The organism is Bacillus sp. ISL-4, from assembly GCF_018613275.1.
In the GTDB taxonomy this organism is placed as follows: Bacteria; Bacillota; Bacilli; order Bacillales; family DSM-1321; genus Peribacillus; species Peribacillus simplex_E.
Map to the genome: position 1 here is coordinate 40,491 of NZ_JAGGQN010000038.1, position 17,070 is coordinate 57,560.

Here is a 17,070-nt window from a genome sequence, read left to right on the forward strand (position 1 = left end):
ACAAGCAATTATTTTTCTGTCTTGTCACCTGCAGCATGACCGGATGTTTTTGAGTCATTGGAATGTTTGACGCCTTTACTTACATATGGTTTGGCGCTTTTTTTCTTGTTGGCACTTGTTTTCCAACGATTCCAGCCCTTCTTGCCCGTTCCAGTGCCCGTACCTTTACCCGTTCCACTCTTTGCCTTAGCTTTACTCATGAAATCACTCCATTACAATTGTATGGTTAGTTTAAACCATTTTACTTGATTATTACCCAAGTATGTTGAAATATACAGTATCGAAGGTGATATGTACAGGGAAAGGCTCAATATTTTTAATCTTAATCGTTATAAACCAATAACAGCAAGGGTTTTTGCCTCACTTTATCGATATGGATCTTGATTTCGTCAGTAAGATGCTTATGCCGATTTTTTTGCAAATGGTCAAGTAGTGCATGAAAGTTAATAAAACAGCCCCAGTATTCATTCCTAAAATGATTCCTCCCATATTAAGAGAAGCCTGAGACCCTAGGATATACATCATTAAAAAGGCAACAATATGGGACCATACGGTATGGATGAAAGCATCCTTCACTAAACCCAAGCCGATGAGATAAGCTTGCATGGGAATGACAAAAAAGTGAAAAAGGAAATAAGGACATAATAATTTTAAATAGTATGCGGCAGATGTTGAAGAAAAAAAGAGGGAGGTTAAAGGTTCCGCAAAGAAATAAATGAAAATCACAGCCGGTACTCCATATAATACGGTGAAAGACATCGATTTTTGCAATAAAACCCTCAATTTTTCCTTGTCCTGCTTCTTGTAAGCATTCGAAACATTCGGAATGAGCATGATCATTAAGGAATGCGCGATAAAGGCCGGAAAGAAGCCAATCGTCATCGCAACCCCAGTCAGCATCCCAAAATGCTCTGTAGCCACTACCGCACCGAATCCTGCCGAGAGAAGGGCAGTATGGATCAAAAAAGGTTGGATGGCATTCGTTATCGCATGAAAGATCCTTAACCCCATGGTGGGCAGCGAAACGGCTAATAACTTTTGTCGTGCATGTTTACCGGTTGTCCACGAGTTCGTACCGCGCCTCATGATTCGCATTTGAAGAATCAAAAGGTTGATCAAGTATAGAAAAACGAGGAACTCACTGCCAATCAAAACAAAAAAGGCCATCAATAATGACTTTTCCTGGTTAAAATGAAATAAATTAAACATGAGGAAAAGCAAACCGAATTGAATGATATCTTTTAAAAAGTTGGATAAGGCAATCTTCCCCATTTGCTGGACACCCATGAAATAGCCTCTAGCAATCGATGAAAAGGAAACTATGGGGATCAATGTGATGAGCAGCCATTTAATATAGGGATGGTATTTGTCCATTATGGATGAGAAGGATAGTATGAAAGGCATGACTATACACATAACCAATACGACGACTGCAGCCATTTTAAGTGCATGAATGATAAGATTATAATGCATTGCCTGTTTATTTTCCGCAACGAATTTTGAAATGGAAATATGTAATTCAAGGCTGGCAATCACATATATCAAAAAGAAAATTGGCAATATGGACATATATAGCCCCATGCCCTCTTCTTGTAATTCCCTGGCCAGGAGCATGTTCACTAAAAATTCGATACATTCACCAAAAAACGCTGCTACAATCAAAATGAGCGTTCCTTTATAAAAAGACTTCATGTTGGCCCACTCCTAACAAGGTGTTTGTATAAAGATATGAGACATGCCATGGATTATTCATGAGGAACTGCATACCGGGCGATACAATATGCGGTTATGCCTAGGGAAATCCTTATTAATCATTGTTGAAAGATAAAAAAATAAATCAGGGTGAGGGTGGGGAATTGAATGAAATCGATTGGTTACATTCATGTCTTATGGGAAAATCCTACACATGCCATTTTTCATCAAAAGGCTTCAAATGATGATATTCCAAACAAGGTCAAGTTTTTGGTTATGTTCACTTTGGTCGAAAGTGTCAGATGAATCATGAACATAAGAATGGGACTTGAATTTCGCTTTGAAATTCATGCTTTATTTTGCTATCCTTTAGCAGAGGGGATGATCAATATGAAATTCACATCTATTAGTCAATCAAATATAGATGAATTGTGCATTGCGTTTGAAAGTTGTCTTACGAAACATGACATTACATTTAAATATGTAGATATGACGGTAGATAACGGTATCATATCGTTTATTTTTTGTAATGACCCGGAAAATGCGAGATCGGTCGACATGGAAAGTGAACGTTTCATTGGATTGGATACGGATTACATAGCCAAGGAAATTTTAGAGCCTATCCTGCCTAGATTAAAGGAATATGCACAAAAAAAAATCATCGATTAAGATGATTTTTTTTCATACTTTTTTTATTGACTAAATGGAACTGAAAATTTAACTTCCTATTATATGCCTATTATCATAGACAGGGAGATGGGAACTAAAAAAGCTGGAAGGGGAAAGGAAGAATTTATAAAGCGGTTTACCATTGGATAGCTATGCAGGAAACGGTGATTTAATAAAAGAAAAACCCTGGTTTGAAAACATCCAGGGTTTTTCTTCTTTGAAAAGCAATCTTTATGAATTGTAAAGATCGCTTTTTACCATTTTTACTCTACTCCTCAGACTTCAGGATTAAATGACCATTTTTTTACCGGCATTTAATTCAACTTCCTGCATTGGAGATTCCACTTTCTTGTTTTTCTTCACTTTAAAGTGATAAACCGCATAACATCCAAGGAAGAATGTCCCCCCGCAATAAAGGGCCATTCGCTGCTCAGGAACAAACGCAAGACTGATCATGACGATGCAGTTTGCTATCAAGGCAAGAATGGGGATGAATGGATATAGCGGTACTTTGAATTTCAAGTTTTCCACCTGTCCACCTTTGCGGATATATGACCTTCTGAAAGCAAGAAGACAAGCCGCGATTGCAATCCAGCCAATTTGTGCTCCTAATCCTGCAAGGGAGAGAAGAAAGACAAACACTGTTTTGGCGGCTACTACACTTGAAAGTAAAGACAAACCAGCTATTGCAAGGGTGATAAGCAAGGCATTAAGCGGAATTCCTCGCTTATTTACCATACCGAGCTTCGGACTTGCCATGCCTTCCTTAGAAAGCGAGTAAAGCATACGTGTTGCCGCATAAAGGCCGGAGTTTGCAACGGACAAAAGCGCTATTAGAATTATGAAGTTCATAATGTCAGCCGCATAAGGAACTCCGATACTATCCAATACAACAACGAATGGACTTTCAACGATTCCTGCCTGTTCCCTTGGAATCAACGCTGAAAGAACAGAGACAGAAAGAACGAAGAAGAAAAGGGTACGCCAAACGGTTTGTTTGATCGATTTAGGTATGACCTTTTCTGGATTTTCACTTTCTCCCGCGGCAATTCCGATTAGCTCTGTTCCCTGGAAGGAAAAGTTAACTGTAATCATTGTGATAAGCAGGGCCGATATCCCATTGGGGAAAAGGCCTTCACTGAAAAAGTTGGAGAAAAATGGTGCTTCTTGTCCACCTTTCATATCAATAAGGCCAAACATGGCAGCACCGCCAACGATGATGAACAGAATGATGGCTAATACTTTTATGCTGGAAAAAACAAACTCCGATTCGCCAAATGCCTTTGCTGATAAAGCGTTTAGTGAAAATATGAGAAAAGCAAAGATTGCACACCACATCCAAACGGGTGATTCGGGAAACCATCTTTGCATAAGCTGTCCTGCTGCCAAAAACTCTAAAGCAACTGTAACGGCCCAACCTAGCCAGTAAAGCCATCCGATGGCAAACCCGGTTCCAGGACCGATGAACTTAGTCGCATATGTCTGAAACGAACCGGAAACAGGCATGGCAACGGATAGTTCGCCTAGACAAAGCATGGTTAAATACATGATGAAGCCGCCGACTATGTAAGAGAGGATAGCACCGAAGGCTCCTGCTTCATGAATGGTATAGCCTGAACCAATGAAAAAGCCCGTACCAATACATCCCCCTATTGAAATCATAAATAAATGTCTTGCTTTCATGCTCCGTTTTAATTCATTTGGTTGATTTTCTATTGTCTTCATTGAAAAACTCCTTTACCTGATGGGTGCAAACGGTTTCATTTATGTCTGGACGTTATTAGGGAATTTGTGTATTTTACTCACAAATGTAAAAGATTTGATTTGAATCTTAGATGTTGTTGAATTCCCTAGAATAAGAGATTATTTCTGCATTTAGAGATAGATAGATTCCAATGCAGAATTAATTTCAGGTAGCGCCGCTTATAAAGAAAAGGAAGCCAAGCGTCAGGAAACTAGGGATGAATGGATTCGTGTGGACCATCCTTCAATGGGTAACAAGCACCCTGTTGAAGTAGGGGCTATTTCCACTGTGCCATCTATTTAATGAAATCTCTCATAAGTTCTTACAATACCAGTTATCTAAAAAGATGTCGACTATTTAACATCAACCAGTAAATCAGCAGTATTAAATTGGTCTTCCGCTCCATAAAGTAATTTTTCTCCAAGCAATGAGCCCATTAATGCGACAGCAACTTCAGCCGTTTTGTTATGCTCGTCTAATATTGGGTTTATCTCAACAAACTCTGCTGATGTAATGATATTAGCTTCAGCTAACATTTCCATGGCAAGATGGCTTTCACGGTAACTAATACCTCCCATTACAGGTGTTCCGACCCCTGGTGCATCATCTGGATCAAGACCATCAAGATCAAGTGATAAATGAACAAGATCCGTACGTTCCTTCAGATAGGCAATCGATTCTTCCATCACTTTTGTCATACCTATTCTATCAATCTCATGCATCGTATAGACTTTAATTCCTTTTTCCCTGATTAACTCTTTCTCACCTTGGTCTAAAGAACGTGCACCAATAATGACAATATTTTCTGGTTTGACCTTTGGAGAATATCCGCCAATGTTAGTCAGTGCAGGGTGGCCAAGACCCAAACTTACTGCTAGGGACATACCATGTATGTTTCCTGATGGGGAAGTTTCGGCAGTGTTTAAATCTCCATGTGCATCATACCATATTACACCTAAGTTTTCAGAATGCTTCGCTAAACCGGCTAATGTCCCGATTGCTATACTGTGATCTCCACCTAATACTAAAGGAAACCGATTGCATTGGATGACTTCATCCACTTTTTGACTCAATTTTTCATTACCTTCTGCTACGTCCTGCAGATTCTTTAAATTTGTGTCTAAATCACTCTGTGCTCTCTCTTGTATTTCTACTTTAATATCACCTTCATCACGAACAGTGTATCCTATGCTTTCAAGTCTTTCGCTCAATCCTGCATATCTGATTGCGCTAGGACCCATATCGACTCCTCTTCTAGTTTGACCAAGATCCATTGGTACACCAATGATTGAAATATCCTTCTTCATGTATAATTCTCCCCTTTCAATTTTTCTTCCCTAGTATAAGGGTAAAAGTATAGATGACTCAACTCGACATTTTTTTGAATATTTATACGATTAAGAAAAGGGTAAAAGTCTTGGGTTAAATTTCCTATTTTTAATTTTGTGAAAATGCCGAACGTTTTACCGGATAGGGTATATTTTATGATTGAAAAGTGCGTTAAAAACAATAAAATCCCCACTTCTATTGAATTTGAAAATCTAATAGGAGTGGGGGGAATTCTTCCATTTAACGTTTATCGTTAACGGTATTAAAGAGTTAGTGAATATATTTTACTAGGTACATTTATTCATAAAATGAGGCTATAACTCAGATGGAAGGATTAATAATTTTCATAATGAATAATAAGGAAGACTAAAAATAGATGATTTTACACTTCATTTCACTTTGTTAGCATAATATATTTCCCGAAATATATATATTATCTGAAAAATAATGTACTTTTTACAAAATGTAAGGATGAAAACAGTGGAAAAAAAGCCTGGAGTCAAAGGATTGAAAGTATTAAGTATTTATCGAACCGCTGGTCTAGAAAAAATTGATAAAAATTTTTGATGTGTATTTTATTTAAAAAATCTCAAACGTTTAAAAAGATTTGTTCCTTTCCTCATCTTCAAGTGGCACACCATTGGTACCAATATATTCTACAATCATATTTCCATGTTTAAGAACACCATCTTTTTTTAGGGCATTGATAATTTCGATAAAGCGGTCTTCATCTGCGTCCTGTTTCTTACGTGAAAGGGTAATCCGAATGGTTGGGGAAATTTCGTAATCTTTATAGCTGGCTGGTTTATTCGGATCAATCTTCAATTTTTTCCCGATCTCCTCATCAAAGACCAAGAGTAATTGATTATGATCGCCTATTTCTTCCTGAATCTCCTTCCACTCATCACTCTCTGCAATATCTCCCATTTCCTTGGAAATCAATACGTCACCAAGTTCTTTTTCAACATAAGGCCTGATTTCTTTTTCAGCATCATCTTGCCATTTATCAGATATGAATGTATCCTCCATTTTCCCTGTATCATCATTAAAGAAAACTAGAAATTGAGTATCATATTTTTCATGTTTCACTTTAGCTGCGTATTTAAAATAGCCCCGGTTTCCCATATTGTCGTATAGAACATCATATATTTCGGTTCCGTCAAGAAAAGTTTTTTCTAAATATCGTTCAGCTTGATCCCGGACCTTCTTTTCTTCAGCGGGATCTGCTTTCATACTCTGTGTGAATGAAAACACAAGTATCACCACTCCGGCGACAATGATTGAAAAAATACCTAGTAATGTAAGTAAAATCTTTTTTGTTTTGCTCAAAGAATACCCTCCTGTAATCAATAATTACCATATTATTCTAACATTATTATCGCTCTTTTTACTATGGAAATTGAGCGGATCTTTTCCCGGTGCGAAATCTAAATTGCCCACCCTCCAAAATATCGGGATACTTTGTTACAATAAATAAATCGTTAGTACCCTAAAGGGAGAGATTGACTTGGAAATCTATCAAAGAAAAATGAATCATAATCGGGATGAATACAGAAAGTTGCGGTGGCAACAGCATCGTCTACAAGTTACGGGGCTATTCGATGCCGTTTTTTCAAAAAAAGCGTTCGCAGATAAAGTGGCTATCGTTGGTGCAGGCAATTGCGATGATTTGGATTTAGAGTATATGCGACTAGATGCAACTCCATATATTTATTTGATATTGATATGGAAAGTATGGAAAAGGGTACGGCGAATTTGCCTGAACGGACCCGGAAGAAAATTCACCTTGTTGAAATCGATGTAACAGGCCTCGATAAAGTGGATTTTGATCACCACCTATCTTCCATGCTGGATCGTGGTGAACCGGCAAAGGAAATCATTCAATATTTAAAGGAAACCGAGAATCGATTAGGCCAGCTTTCTGAAAGTGTTTTTGCTAATTATTATAATGATTTTGATATAGTGGCAACATCCGCCATTTATACCCAACTATTTTATAATTGGGCCAAGGAACTGCTTTCTGATTATGAACACCCATATCAGAAAAAAGGCGCAGAAGAGATTAAGAATGGAATTTTAGATTTAAGGGATGAAATCGTACGTAAAATGAATCACTCTATTTCTAAATGTACCAAGCAAAATGGATTCTGTATTACATGGACTGATATCTTAAAAATCGAACCTGAGTATATGGATACAATTAATGAAGGGATAAATGCCATCTTTGCATTGGCCTCAAGCGTAGGATATGGGGCAGCATTGATTGGGGTAAAAACGTTTATTGAAAATGTGGATAAAAGCGAATTAAGCCTTCGCAACTGGACATGGGATTTTAATGCAAACAAACAGTATTTGACCATTGGCATTATTGGAAGATTGAATGGATTGTAAAAAAATAAAAGGCGGGATAGGTAAGCATATCAGCAGCTATACCTATCCCTATTTTATTGGTTATAGACACCTTATGAATATTATTGATCACTTTTGCGTGATAAAAGGGAGATCAGCAAATCATAGGGAATAAGACATAATTATATAAAAGGTATAAAAAAACGATGAAATTTTTAACTATTTGTCTAATGATTTCACAATCTGGTGTGGATATAATGAATCTGTTGAAAACAGAATATTCCGATAAGTAAAGGCGAGAGAAAGCAAAGGAAGAGGACGTAGTAATGAGGGTGGAACAATAAGGAAGGGGTGTGTTGTTTGAAAGCTGATATCGTGTTCATAAACGGCGAGGTCATAACCGTAAATCAAAAAAATGAAGTCGCAGAAGCCCTGGCAATTAAAGGTAATCGTATCTCGGCAGTCGGTACGAATCATGAAATCAAGGTATTTATCGGAGAAAAAACGAATGTGATCGATTTGCAGGGGAAGTCCTTACTTCCCGGGTTTATAGATTCTCATATTCATCTTATATTGTACGGAGTCAATCAATTGGCAGTAAGTTGTAAAGCTGAACATATCAAATCTGTAGAAGATATATTGATCGATCTCAAGAAGAAAGCTTCGACGATCCCTAAAGGTGAATGGATTCGCGCCTGGGGCTTTAATGAGACCGCTGTGAAAGAAAAACGTTATCCAACAATAGCGGAGTTGGATGCTATTTCAACAGACCATCCCATCATGGTAACCCGTACTTGCGGCCATATAAGCGTGGTGAATAGCAGGGCGTTAGCGATTGCCCGAATTGATGAGAACTCAGAGAATCCAACTGGAGGGATCATTGAAAAGGATAGGGCTGGGAGGATTACAGGCAAACTCATTGAAACAGCAAATATGATAATGGCCGACAGAGCAAGTTATTCAGAAAGTGAACTGTTGAAAGCGGTGAAAATAGCCTCGGAACATTTCATCGCAGCAGGCATAACAAGCATTCATGAAGCTGGTGCACATGGTCCTGAAAGTTTCCGTTTAATGCAGCAGGCCATAAAAAATAACGATATTCGTCTCCGTATCTATGCGATGGTCGGTTCATTGAATAATTCTCATGAATTTGTAAATAAAATGGTGGATTCGGGAGTCATAACCGGAACTGGCGACGAAAGATTCAAAATCGGACCAGCAAAATTGTTTACGGATGGCAGCAGTACCGGACCGACAATCGCTACCCGTGAGCCTTATTCGAGTGATCCTGGCAATTTTGGCATTCTTTATTATAAAGAAGAGGAGATCTATCAAGTATTAGGTCAGGCTCATAAAAAAGGCTATCAGATCACAGTCCATGCCCAAGGCGACAAAGCGATAGAGATGTATTTGAATTGCGTGGAAAAGGCATTGAATGAATCGCCAAGAAAAGATCATAGACATAGAATCGAGCATGCTGGAATATCTTCGCCAGATTTACAAATGAGGATGAAAGAACTTGGAGTCATCCCAATCCCCAACCCCCCATTTCCTTATGAATTCGGTGATATTTATATTGAACACTACGGCAATAGGGTCAATCACATGTACGCCGCCCGTGATTATATTGATAATGGCATCTTGGCCGCAGGAGGTTCCGATGCTCCCGTTACTGATCACGACCCTTTATTAGGCATACACGTTGCTGTTAATAGAACAAGCAGGTCTGGTAAGAAAATAGGTCCGGTTCAATCTATTAGCGTATTAGAAGCCATAAAACTATACACATGGAATGGCGCGTTTGCGAGTTTCGATGAAGATGTCAAAGGCAGCCTGGAGGCAGGCAAGCTGGCCGATCTAGTAGTATTGAATGATAGTATATTGAAAGTAGATTCCCAAAATATCAAGGATTTGAATGTTGAGTCAACGATTCTGAATGGGGAGATTCTTTATCATAGGGGAACATTAGTAGAAATATAAATCTAGCGTAACTATTCTAAAACAACAATACACTTTCATTTTTGGCATAAGCGAACGCATGTAGAATTTAAAAGGGGGATATTCGCTATGAAAAAGCAAAAATTATTAATTAATGGTGAGAGGCTGAGTCGTACGCTCGAGAAATTTGCTGATTTTGGAAGGACAGAAAACAATGGAGTCACACGGCTATCCCTTTCCGAAGAAGATAGATTAGTCCGTGATTTCTTTTGCACGTGCTGTAAAGAATTGGGTATGACCATAAAGCTTGATGATATGGGGAATATTTACGCTACTTTGGCGGGACTTGAAAACAAACCGCCTATTGTGATGGGATCACATATGGATACCGTAAAAAAGGGCGGGCGGTTTGATGGTATCTTGGGTGTAGCTGCAGGCTTGGAAGTCGTGAGGACTCTGGTGGAAAATAATATCCAACCTAAAATTCCGGTAATGATCGTCAATTTTACGAACGAAGAGGGAGCCAGATTCGAACCTTCCATGATGTCTTCGGGAGTTCTTTCAGGTAAATTCGAAAAATCCATCATGCTGCAAAAGACAGATAGTGACGGAACGACTTTCGAAAGTGCTTTGAATGCCATTGGATATGCAGGGGATAAAGAGAATCGTTTAAAAGAAGCGACTGCATTTCTAGAATTGCATATTGAACAAGGGCCGATTCTTGAACGTGAATCACTAACGATCGGTGTCGTTGAATGTGTCCTTGGTATGGTGTGCTATGAAATAGAAGTTACGGGAGAATCCGATCATGCCGGAACCACCCCGATGAATATGAGAAAAGATGCTTTCTTCTCTGCGAATAGCTTGATTATGGAGGCTCGTCAGAAGCTAGGCATGCTTGATGACGATTTGGTTTTTACAATGGGAAGGGTAAATGTGTTTCCTAATATCCATACGGTTATCCCTAATAAAGTGGTTTTTTCGCTAGAAGCGAGACATAAGGATTCCAATGTCATCGAAAAGGTGGAGGAAGTCATTGAAAGCCTTACAACAACAGGTTCAGAAGGCGGCTGCGACATCCAAGTGAAAAAATTGTGGGACAGGGATACCGTTTGGTTCGAAAAATCCATTTGCAATTTGCTTGAGCAATCGAGCAAAACATTAGGTCTACCCTATAAGAGAATGGTAAGCGGTGCAGGACATGATGCGCAGTTTATAGCCAGTTATATACCGACTGCCATGGTTTTCGTTCCAAGCATCAACGGTAAAAGTCATTGTGAAGAGGAACTTACTACTTGGGAAGATTGTGAAAAAGGCGTCAATGTAATATTGGAAACGGTCCTTGCCATCCAGTCCGCTTAAGACGCATATACGGTTGGTTGAAAGCAGCTAATGACAGTAAGCCACGGATGCTATCAACCCATCAGTTCAGTTTGAAACTAGGCACGACTGATGGTGATACATCCATGTTCGGAACCTAATTAGGGGAGGGTATAATTTGGATGCTATTAAGCTATTGCTTTTTGTTCCATTTATAGGGTTCTTAGGTTTATTGCCCTATGCAAATAAAATAGAACCGTACATATTGGGTATGCCTTTTTTGTTATTTTGGGTTGCATTTTGGATGGTCATGGCATCGATCATCTTAATGATTGTCTATAAGTTCGATCCTGATAATAAAGGGAGTGATTCTGAATGAATATATCATTACTCATCATTTCCATCTTCTTGGTTCTGGCACTTTATTTAGGGATAAAAGCAAGAAAAGGGAAGGATATGGACATGGAGGAATTTGCCGTAGGGGGCAGGGGCTTCGGTACATTCTTCATTTTTCTCTTGATAGCAGGTGAAATTTATACAACTTTTACATTCTTGGGCGGAAGTGGGTGGGCTTACTCAAAAGGTGCCGCTGCTTATTATGTTCCCGCCTATATTTTCTTAGCCTACGTCCTATCATATTGGCTCGTCCCTAAAATATGGAGATATTCAAAACGCCATTCCATTATCTCTCAGCCAGAGTATTTTGCATCTAAATATAAGAGCAGGACAATGGGGATGATCGTGGCTGTATTGGGAAGCTTAGCCCTCGTGCCGTACATAGTCATACAGCTCAAAGGATTAGGTATCATTGTTTCCGAAGCATCTTACGGAGCAATTTCTCCAGTTGCTGCAAGTGTCATCGGTGCTGTTGTCGTATCTACCTATGTAATGATTTCAGGCATTCATGGATCAGCATGGACAGCCATACTGAAAGATTTCATGATCTTGGTGGTCGTTATCTTTTTAGGGATTTACATTCCATTTCATTACTTCGGAGGCATACAGCCAATGTTCGAGACCGTCCAAGCTGCTAAACCGGAAATGTTGGTTTTGGCAGATCAGGGATTGAGTCAGTCCTGGTTTGTGTCCACCGTTTTGCTGAATGCACTAGGATTTTATTTGCTGCCACAAACATTCATGGTGGTTTTATCGTCCAATGGGGAAAGGACCCTTCGCAAAAATGCGATTGCTTTACCCTTATACACATTGTTACTGCTATTCGTTTTTTTCATCGGATTTACAGCCATCATGAAAATCCCGGGTTTGCAAGGGGCTGATGGGGATCTCTCACTTTTAAGGCTGGCGATTCAAACATTCGATCCATGGGTGATAGGGGTTATCGGAGCTGCAGGTTTATTGACGGCCCTAGTACCGGCTTCAGTCATGCTAATGGCTGCATCAGTAGGTCTGACAAATAGCTTTTACAAAGTTCTGGTCCCTGCTGCGACTGAAACACATCAATTGATTGTCTCCAGGATCATCATCATCGGTATCTCAATCATTGCTTTAATTGTAACGGTAACAGGCGGCGAGGCATTGGCCATCTTGAATATCATGTCATACAGTTTAATTACACAACTGGCACCTTCGTTGTTTTGCAGTTTACCAAAAACCAATATAATCAATAAGTATGGTGCAATGGCAGGGATATTGGCAGGCGTCTTGATTGTTTTATATGCCACAATTGCAGATGTGAAGGTTGCTACATTCCTGCCAGATATCCCACATGTAATTAATGATATCAGTACAGGCGTCATAGCTTTGTTGTTTAATATTGTAGTAACATTCATTGTAAGTGCACTGACTAAACATATCTCTATGCAACAGACCGAAATGAATGATCTGGACAAGATATCCTAATTTCTTTTAACCAGGCTAATGGAATAAAAAGCATGATTTGGGAGGGCTTCTGTGAAAATTAAAATAACGGCTTGTCAATTTCGAGTAGAAAAAGTGTCAAATTTCAATGAATTTCAGGAACAAGTAGAAGACTTGATCAACCAAGTTCCCTAAAACTCGGATTATATCATTTTTCCTGAACTGTTAACCATCGGGTTATCAGCGGCCTTTGGAGAACAAAATGCTTCGTCCGTTATCAGGATTGATAAATATACCAATCAATACAAAGATCTTTTCAGTTCACTCTCCAGAAAAAGAAAGCAGGTCATCATTGCGGGCACGCATCTGGAACGCCGCGAAAATGAATACTTCAATATCGCATACATTTTTGATAAAGATGGATCGGTCGTTGAGCATAAAAAAACTCATATCTTTCCTGCTGAAGCGAATTGGCATACTTCTGAAGGTGATGATCTGGAAGTTTACTCCGTAGGTCCGGTTAAGATAGGAATAGCGGTATGTTATGAAGCGGAGATACCTGAAATTTCAAGGATATTATCTGTGAATGGGGCCGACATCATTTTTTGCCCATCATACACATTTACTGAGGCTGGTTTTTGGCGGGTACGCTATTGCGCACATGCACGTGCAATCGAGAATCAGGTATATTTTGTTCATTGCCCCACTGTTGGTGAACCAGGGACACCGCTGCCGAACGGATACGGCCGCGCCAGTATACTTAGCCCCTGTGACAGCGCTTGGCCAGCAAATGGAGTAGTAGCCGAGGCGGAAATGAATGAACATACAATCATTTCCGGTACGGTCGATATGGACGAACTATATGAGAATCGAAAGAATGGTGCGGCGACCACTTTCAAAGATCGTAATCGCCGAAAAGATATGTATACGAAATATGAGCCTTATGAAGGGCTGAAATAATCTGTTGGAAAAAACACTATTAATACAATAGTGTTTTTTACTAATAAAAACTATTTCGAAAGGGTGATTATTTTGAAAAGGTTAACCGTTGTAGTGCTATCTATATTTGCTCTTAGTATTTTAGTATTCAGTCCCAATGAAGCTAGTTCAAAGGAGAAGGAGAGAATTGCCTATGTAGATGTAGCTGTGGCAACTCTTTGGACGGAGCCGGGATTATTGAGGGAAATCGATGCTCCTTCTGCATCGAATCCTGTTGATTTGAATGCCTGGATCGGCTCGATGAATTATGAAGACAAGCTGTGGCTTGTGGGTAACCTGGAAACACAAGCTCTATATGGTTCAAAAGTGACGATTTTAGAAGAACAGGGTGAATGGGTGAAAGTAGCCGTTGCCAATCAACCGACGCCCCGAAATGATATTGGTTACCCAGGATGGATGCCAAAGGCTCAATTAAAAGACGGAAATTCATTTGAGAAACAATTTAAACGAGGATTTGTCCTTGTAAATGCCCCGAAGACTTGGCTTTATTCGGATTCGAAACTTCAGTCCAAATTCATGGAGGTCAGCTTCGATACCCGCCTCCCGCTATTGCAGGTAAAAAAAGATAAAGTGAAGGTGATGACACCGAGTAATGGAGCAAAATGGATAGAAAAGCAGGATGTTTCCGTCTATCAAAATGAAAATCAAATACCAGCTCCAACCGGTAAGGACATCGTTGAAACAGGAAAGGGATTTTTAGAGCTTCCTTATCTCTGGGCCGGAATGTCCGGATTTGGATTTGACTGTTCTGGATTTACCTATACAATGTACCATGCTAATGGAATAACGATCCCAAGGGACTCTTCCATTCAGGCGCAATATGGTAAAAAGGTGGAACAAGAAAATCTTCAGCCAGGTGATCTACTATTTTTTGCCCATGATAAAGGGAAAGGAAAGGTCCATCATGTCGGAGTGTATATTGGTGACGGCAAAATGATCCATTCGCCAAACAGCTCAACACATGTAAGGATAGATGAAATTAAAACATCCGGATACGGAGAGGAATATGCCGGAGCAAGAAGATATATCGATTGATTAATAAAAGTCTTAAGAGCCAAGTGCTCTTAAGACTTTTTTCGTATTTGAACGAGCCCTTTCTATCATTCTATCGGATGACAAAAAAAAGCCCCGATGTCCTTGGAATTAGCATACATCGGAACAATCGTTTACTCCTAATAAGTTGCATATATAATAACTTGAATGTTCGGTTTCCATAGACTGACTATTTACGTATATAAATCAGGAAAAATATGGTATAATAAATTACAGATTTTTCTTTATATTATAAATGTGAGGGGTTGCCAAAATGATCACTTTTCCAAAACCTGATGTTGAGCAATTTTTACGAACCTTTTCCATTGCTGATTTTGCTGTAAGTCCAGATGAAAAACATCTGGTTTTTAGTACCAATTTGAGCGGCAAGTATAATTTATGGGGAATGGATTTGCCAAACTCTTTTCCATATCCGCTTACATCAATTGATCAGAGCTGCCAAGAGCTGATATATGATAAGAAGAGCCGGTTTATAATTGCTGGTTTCGATCAAGACGGTAATGAAAATACCCAGTTTTACGGGGTTCCTTTGAATGGCGGGAAAATGAAGGAAATCATCCATGATGAAAATACACGTAATTTCATGCCAAAATTATCGAATGACAGTAAAAAGCTCTATTACACGACATCCAGAGGAAATCCTTCCTTTCTAAATTCCTATTGTTTAGATTTAGAATCAGGACAGGAGAGGCTGGTACTGGAGGGGAAAGACGCAGCGACCTATTTATTTGGCTTCAGCCCAGATGAAGAAACCTTACTTTACTATAAACACTTTGCTAATACATATACCCTTCTCTATGCAAAAAAAGGGAACGAAGATATCTTGCTCACTCCGCCCTCTGAGAAACAACACACAGTGAATGATGGTGTTTTTGTTTCGGATTCGATGATATATTTATTGACTGATTATGATTCGGACTTTACCTATCTGGCTTCATACAATCTTGAAACAAACAAATTCAGTAAAGTTAAAGAATTGGAGAATGAGAGTTTTACAGCCATTAAATATAGTAAAGAGAATCAACTATTATATATAACAAGTCAAAAGGGTGTAGAGGATCAATTATATGAATTCAATCTGCAAAATGAAGATTGGAGAAATATTCCCGTGCCGTGCAGCGTCATTAATAAACTTGAGGTTGCTTCATCTAGCACGCTTTACTTATTTGGCATGAGCGCAACAAAGCCTCATAATATCTATAAAAATACAGGTGATGAGTGGGTATCATTAACTAAATATACTGTTCCTGGCGTCGATTCCAATGAATTGGTTGAACCGGACATCATTACATACCCTTCCTTTGATGGCTTGGAGATCGAATCGTTATTTTTTAGGGCAAAAAGGGAAAACGACAATGGTGAAGTCATTTTTTGGCCACATGGCGGTCCTCAAGCGGCAGAACGGAAGTCCTTTAGGGCATCATTTCAATTTTTCCTGAATCACGGTTACAGTATTTTTGCGCCAAACTTCCGCGGTTCTACTGGATATGGTTTGGAATTCACGAAAATGGTGGAAGGAGATTGGGGAAATGGACCAAGACTTGATAATGTAGCCGGCCTTGATTGGCTCATTAACCAAGGGCATGCACAAAAAGGTAACATTCTATTGATGGGGGGAAGCTTCGGAGGGTATATGGCACTTCTGCTACACGGACGACATGCGGATTATTTTAAAGCGGTTGTCGATATTTTCGGACCATCCAACCTCTTCTCATTTATCAATTCCGTTCCAGAAGACTGGAAGCCAGTCATGGATCAGTGGGTAGGAAATCCGGAAAAAGACAAAGAAAAACTAATCGAGTATTCGCCTATCACCTATTTAGAATCCATGATAAAGCCAATGCTTGTCATTCAAGGAGCAAACGATCCCCGTGTCGTCAAAGCAGAATCAGATCAAATCGTTAAAGCCTTGAAGGATAAAGGAAGAGATGTCGATTATATGCTTCTGGAAGATGAAGGACATGGATTTTCCAAAAAAGAAAATGAAATTGCCGTCTATCAAAAAATACTGACATTCTTAAAGCGATTCACAGCAGTAACAGAAAAGGTATAATCCGCATCTAAAACTTTGTTTATTTACAAAAACCCTGCCACTCATGTTCAAAGTGATGAAGCAGGGTTTTTATGTTTAAAAACTGGATGTTATTTTAGGTTCGGCG

The 17,070-nt window shown here is 39.2% G+C and carries 16 protein-coding genes; 11 read left to right on the top strand and 5 right to left on the bottom strand.

What is annotated here, in order from left to right:
• Positions 1–8 precede the first annotated feature (8 nt).
• Complete coding sequence (locus J7J00_RS21245) at positions 9–200, bottom strand: DUF3934 family protein (protein ID WP_214794356.1); 192 nt, start codon at positions 198–200, stop codon at positions 9–11.
• A 160-nt stretch (positions 201–360) separates the two neighbouring features.
• Positions 361–1,692: a polysaccharide biosynthesis protein gene (locus tag J7J00_RS21250; RefSeq protein ID WP_214794358.1), complete on the bottom strand. Its 1,332-nt coding sequence runs from the start codon at positions 1,690–1,692 to the stop codon at positions 361–363.
• A gap of 168 nt (positions 1,693–1,860) precedes the next feature.
• Between J7J00_RS21250 and J7J00_RS21255 the strand changes: the two genes are divergently transcribed.
• Positions 1,861–1,998, top strand: a complete 138-nt coding sequence (locus J7J00_RS21255) for a hypothetical protein (RefSeq protein WP_214794360.1) — start codon at positions 1,861–1,863, stop codon at positions 1,996–1,998.
• Between the two features lie 84 nt (positions 1,999–2,082).
• Positions 2,083–2,361 carry a hypothetical protein gene (locus J7J00_RS21260; RefSeq protein ID WP_214794362.1) on the top strand — a complete coding sequence of 93 codons (279 nt, stop codon included), beginning with the start codon at positions 2,083–2,085 and terminating at the stop codon, positions 2,359–2,361.
• A gap of 288 nt (positions 2,362–2,649) precedes the next feature.
• Here J7J00_RS21260 and J7J00_RS21265 read toward each other — a convergent pair whose 3' ends face one another.
• The 3 genes from J7J00_RS21265 to J7J00_RS21275 all read right to left on the bottom strand — a co-directional run bounded on the left by J7J00_RS21265 (position 2,650) and on the right by J7J00_RS21275 (position 6,763).
• Positions 2,650–4,086, bottom strand: coding sequence for an amino acid permease (locus J7J00_RS21265; RefSeq protein WP_214794364.1), 1,437 nt, complete (start codon positions 4,084–4,086; stop codon positions 2,650–2,652).
• Between the two features lie 372 nt (positions 4,087–4,458).
• On the bottom strand, positions 4,459–5,412 hold the full coding sequence (gene rocF / locus J7J00_RS21270; protein ID WP_214794366.1) for an arginase: 954 nt from the start codon (positions 5,410–5,412) through the stop codon (positions 4,459–4,461).
• A gap of 619 nt (positions 5,413–6,031) precedes the next feature.
• Positions 6,032–6,763 carry a hypothetical protein gene (locus J7J00_RS21275; protein ID WP_214794368.1) on the bottom strand — a complete coding sequence of 244 codons (732 nt, stop codon included), beginning with the start codon at positions 6,761–6,763 and terminating at the stop codon, positions 6,032–6,034.
• A 178-nt stretch (positions 6,764–6,941) separates the two neighbouring features.
• Here J7J00_RS21275 and J7J00_RS21280 point away from each other — a divergent pair, with 178 nt between their 5' ends.
• From J7J00_RS21280 to J7J00_RS21320, 9 genes are all read left to right on the top strand, one after another.
• On the top strand, positions 6,942–7,238 hold the full coding sequence (locus J7J00_RS21280; RefSeq protein WP_214794370.1) for a hypothetical protein: 297 nt from the start codon (positions 6,942–6,944) through the stop codon (positions 7,236–7,238).
• The gene (locus J7J00_RS21285) at positions 7,160–7,825 is read left to right on the top strand and encodes a hypothetical protein (RefSeq protein WP_214794372.1); all 666 of its coding nucleotides are present in this window, start codon (positions 7,160–7,162) and stop codon (positions 7,823–7,825) included. The genes J7J00_RS21280 and J7J00_RS21285 overlap by 79 nt, the downstream gene beginning before the upstream one ends.
• A gap of 318 nt (positions 7,826–8,143) precedes the next feature.
• On the top strand, positions 8,144–9,763 hold the full coding sequence (locus tag J7J00_RS21290; protein ID WP_214794374.1) for an amidohydrolase: 1,620 nt from the start codon (positions 8,144–8,146) through the stop codon (positions 9,761–9,763).
• A gap of 87 nt (positions 9,764–9,850) precedes the next feature.
• Entirely contained in the window at positions 9,851–11,083 is a 1,233-nt protein-coding gene (locus tag J7J00_RS21295) for a Zn-dependent hydrolase (RefSeq protein WP_214794376.1), read from the top strand.
• A gap of 136 nt (positions 11,084–11,219) precedes the next feature.
• Complete coding sequence (locus J7J00_RS21300) at positions 11,220–11,420, top strand: DUF3311 domain-containing protein (protein ID WP_095393819.1); 201 nt, start codon at positions 11,220–11,222, stop codon at positions 11,418–11,420.
• Positions 11,417–12,901, top strand: a complete 1,485-nt coding sequence (locus J7J00_RS21305) for a sodium:solute symporter family protein (protein WP_214794378.1) — start codon at positions 11,417–11,419, stop codon at positions 12,899–12,901. Before J7J00_RS21300 ends, J7J00_RS21305 begins: the two co-directional genes overlap by 4 nt.
• A gap of 168 nt (positions 12,902–13,069) precedes the next feature.
• Positions 13,070–13,819 (top strand): nitrilase-related carbon-nitrogen hydrolase, encoded by a 750-nt coding sequence (locus J7J00_RS21310; RefSeq protein WP_309487221.1) that lies wholly within the window; start codon positions 13,070–13,072, stop codon positions 13,817–13,819.
• A gap of 72 nt (positions 13,820–13,891) precedes the next feature.
• A complete protein-coding gene (locus J7J00_RS21315; protein ID WP_214794380.1) occupies positions 13,892–14,893 on the top strand; it encodes a C40 family peptidase in 1,002 nt (333 codons plus the stop codon).
• A 271-nt stretch (positions 14,894–15,164) separates the two neighbouring features.
• Positions 15,165–16,964, top strand: coding sequence for a S9 family peptidase (locus J7J00_RS21320; protein WP_214794382.1), 1,800 nt, complete (start codon positions 15,165–15,167; stop codon positions 16,962–16,964).
• Positions 16,965–17,070 lie beyond the last annotated feature (106 nt).

Bases quoted from the DNA above. Each gene is read 5' to 3' on its own strand.
- J7J00_RS21285 (WP_214794372.1), top strand. From the start codon at position 7,160: ATGGAAAGTATGGAAAAGGGTACGGCGAATTTGCCTGAACGGACCCGG.
- J7J00_RS21320 (WP_214794382.1), top strand. From the start codon at position 15,165: ATGATCACTTTTCCAAAACCTGATGTTGAGCAATTTTTACGAACCTTT.
- J7J00_RS21255 (WP_214794360.1), top strand. From the start codon at position 1,861: ATGAAATCGATTGGTTACATTCATGTCTTATGGGAAAATCCTACACAT.
- J7J00_RS21260 (WP_214794362.1), top strand. From the start codon at position 2,083: ATGAAATTCACATCTATTAGTCAATCAAATATAGATGAATTGTGCATT.
- J7J00_RS21265 (WP_214794364.1), bottom strand. From the start codon at position 4,086: ATGAAGACAATAGAAAATCAACCAAATGAATTAAAACGGAGCATGAAA.
- J7J00_RS21250 (WP_214794358.1), bottom strand. From the start codon at position 1,692: ATGAAGTCTTTTTATAAAGGAACGCTCATTTTGATTGTAGCAGCGTTT.
- rocF (WP_214794366.1), bottom strand. From the start codon at position 5,412: ATGAAGAAGGATATTTCAATCATTGGTGTACCAATGGATCTTGGTCAA.
- J7J00_RS21305 (WP_214794378.1), top strand. From the start codon at position 11,417: ATGAATATATCATTACTCATCATTTCCATCTTCTTGGTTCTGGCACTT.
- J7J00_RS21245 (WP_214794356.1), bottom strand. From the start codon at position 200: ATGAGTAAAGCTAAGGCAAAGAGTGGAACGGGTAAAGGTACGGGCACT.
- J7J00_RS21295 (WP_214794376.1), top strand. From the start codon at position 9,851: ATGAAAAAGCAAAAATTATTAATTAATGGTGAGAGGCTGAGTCGTACG.